At 46.4% G+C, this 3,415-nt stretch carries 2 protein-coding genes; one reads left to right on the forward strand and one right to left on the reverse strand.

Annotated elements, in window-relative coordinates:
- Window positions 1–179: 179 nt before the first annotated feature.
- Window positions 180–2,384, reverse strand: a complete 2,205-nt coding sequence (locus JF818_RS13000; protein WP_198892416.1) for an HD domain-containing phosphohydrolase — start codon at window positions 2,382–2,384, stop codon at window positions 180–182.
- A gap of 134 nt (window positions 2,385–2,518) precedes the next feature.
- Here JF818_RS13000 and JF818_RS13005 point away from each other — a divergent pair.
- Window positions 2,519–3,415: IS1595 family transposase (locus JF818_RS13005; RefSeq protein WP_198892417.1), on the forward strand; the 897-nt coding region annotated here is incomplete at its 3' end.

Genomic DNA, 3,415 nt, shown 5'->3' on the forward strand with positions numbered 1-3,415 from the left:
GCATTACGCAAAGGAGGAGGATCTCAATTCGATCCAGAACTTGTGGAAATCTATATTTCTATGTTGGAATCCGAATAACTACAACAGGTTCCTACACAGAAAAGCCTTTCCAGCCTTACTGTAGCACCACAGGAAAGAACAACCATGGGAACACGCCAACACCATTGAGAGGAGCGTAATCATACAAATTCGGTATACTGTGCAACAACTACTTGGGCAATCGTGGGATCAAATTGAGTGCCGGCATATCTCTGAATCTCTGCGATGGCACTTTGGACTGTCATAGGTTGCTTATAGGACCTTTCACTCGTCATTGCATCAAAGGCATCTGCAACGGCAATGATCCTTCCTTGCACGGAAATATCCTCTCCTGCAAGGCCCCTTGGGTATCCCTTGCCATCCCATCGCTCATGGTGTTCAAGAATAGCATTGGAGATATCAGCAAATTCATTTGATGCAGATAAGATTCTATAGCCGATTTCTGGATGTTGTCTCATCTGTTCCCACTCACCCTCAGAGAGTTTCCCTGTCTTGTTGAGGATGGTCTCTGATATCCCAATTTTCCCGATATCATGCATAAGACCAGCAATACGCATCCGTTGTATCTCCACAGGTGTCATTCCAAGTCTTTTTGCTATAGATTCGCATAGGTTACTCACCCGTTTCGAATGTTCTGACTCTCGACGACTTTTCGCAAACAGAGAATTGATGATCAAACCGATTGTTTTATTCTTGGCACTGCTACTCTCATAGAGTTTGTGACGATTCATCATATCTTCAGCTGCCTTAAAAATCGTCACGAATTTCTCTGCAACGGAATTTCTAATCGCATATCCATAAGCCAAGGAACAGGGAATCCCGGTTGTCTCCATCTCTTTTGCTTCAGAGTCCAGAACCTTGAGAAGAGACTCAGTCTCCAAAAGCGAAACACTTGGCAAGACCAGCACAAACTCATCTCCTCCATACCGTGCAACGATATCATTCTTTCTACTGTGAGACAGCAAAAGATTGGCTGTCCTTTTCAGTATAGAATCACCTTCAGCATGACCAAATGAATCATTTACCAGTTTCAGCCCATTGGTATCGACTATAATAATTGATACAGGCAAAATATTTTCATCTTCCACCTGTTTGATTTTGTTTTCAAGGTACTCCCTGTTGTACAAACCAGTAAGGGGGTCATGATCACGCTGATACACCAACAACTCTTCTGCTTGTTTGCGTTCTGTGAGATCCTGGGCGAGAATTGCAATATCGTCCCCCATTGGAACCACGGCCAGACGCAACCATGTCTGGCGCACCATGCTTTCCCCTGCATATCCTTCCTCAATGGTTTGCGGTGTTCCTAACTCGGCTACTTGCTGATAGGTCTTGAAAATTCGTGTGCCCTGGTGGGAAGGGAATAGTTCCAGAAGACGCTTCCCGATTACTTTTTCTGGATCTGTACCGTTCATCCGTGCAATTGCTGGATTTTCATACACCCATGTAAAATCGACTACACACTCGTTCTGATCACGTATCGGATGCAGGATACTGAATCCATCGGGAGACATCTCTTGGGCAATCCTAAATCGTTCCAGACTTTTGCTCAACGCTTCCTGCATATGTTTTCTTTCCGTAATATTCTGGATAAGACACGCATACCGACGCCTTGCCATCCCTGGAAGATCGAGTACTCCCATGGTCATGTTGACCCATACGATGGTACCATCCGGTCTTATATATCGCTTCTCCATGTTGTAACTTGTAATCTCACCCGATAACAGCTTCTGGTAATTCCTCAAATCCGAGGCGATGTCATCTGGATGCGATATATTGGTCCAGCCCATATGAATCAGCTCTTCGTTGGTTCTTCCGGTTATCTGCTCGAAAGCAGGATTGACATAAAACAAATCATCTTCACTCTGACCCGTTGGGTTCTTTTCCTCTGTTATGGCTACTCCAATGGGAAGCTGCCTGATAAGGGTATCTTGAAAAGCATCTTGCTCTTGTATACGTTCCTCGAGGGGAGTGATGTGAGAACGCAACATCTGTAATTTGACCAGTGCAATCAACAACTCACGTGCTATGGGCTTGCTAAGATATTCCACATACATACGTTTCGAGGTACATAGGGTACCATCTCTGGTGTTGTCACCACCAAATACAATTACAGTACAGTTCCTATACTGTGAACTGCTAGCGAGTGAATTGAGTAATCTCTTGCCATCAGTAGAGAGGGTGTCGAGGTCCATAAGAATCAGTGGATAGCATTTCCCCTGTTCCAGAAGACTTGTCGCTTCAGTATAGGTATCGACAAAAAGCACGGTAGAGTGCTTCAAAGCATCTTGGATGGCAACGTTGCTTGATACATCGCTGCTGATTACAAGAATTATATCATTCAAGTTGAGCACTCCCTTCATGTAATACCCAATTATAGCAGTGCGTACTTATATATTAAGGCTGTTTTTAAGAATCAGTGACTACGACACTCTGTGTCACACTTGATGCAATACACTGTCATCAGGAGGCAGCAAATATGCCACAGATGACAGCAGAGACACTTGTTGAGCGGATGAAAAGGATTCCTGAGTTCATTCTCAGCAGGATTGCCGAAATACTCGACGCCTATGACAAGGAAAGCACCGTTGCTGAAGGGATCCTGTTTGAACGTTGCCCAAAATGTGGAGTGGCCCACCCGAGGATCATAAAGGGCGGTAAGACATCCACCGGCAAGCAGATGTACAGGTGCATGGATTGCCAGCGGCGGTTCACCGCCGACTATGGCACCTACTCATTCTATTCCCACCAGAGCCCCGAAGCCTGGAATGAGCTGATAAAGATGACGATCACCGGCGAGACCTTGGAAACGATCTCGAATGTCCTGGATGTAAACATCGCCACGGCATTCAGGATGAGGCACAAGCTCATGTGTTCGCTGGAGGACGAGGAAGCCTCGGCCAGGATCTCTGACCAGGCGGAGCTTGACGAGAAATACCTTGTCAAAAGCCACAAGGGCGAGAGGATGAAGCATGTTGCAGGAAAGAAAAGAGGGACTCCTTCTCCCAAGAGGGGCATTTCCCATGACCAGGTCTGCCTCCTCTCAGGAGTGCAGAGGGGAGGAGGTTCCTATCTCAGGTCCTTCAACATGGCCAGGCCTACATCGGAGGAGATCATGAACCTGCACCCGCACATTGAGGAGAAAACCTATATATGGACCGATGACTGCCCGTCTTACAACAAGCTGATCGCGGCTCTTGAAAGCGGCAGCAAAGTGGTCTCGAGCTACAAGGACTACGACAGGGTCAATCATCTCAACAACGTCAACAGTTTTCATTCCCTGATTGAGCGATGGTACAACAAGATAGGTGGGGTTGCCTCCAAGTACATCAACAGGTATGCAGCTCTCTTCAATATCAGGTTCCAGGTTGGCAGG

The organism is Sphaerochaeta sp. S2, from assembly GCF_016406725.1.
Taxonomy (GTDB): Bacteria; Spirochaetota; Spirochaetia; order Sphaerochaetales; family Sphaerochaetaceae; genus Sphaerochaeta.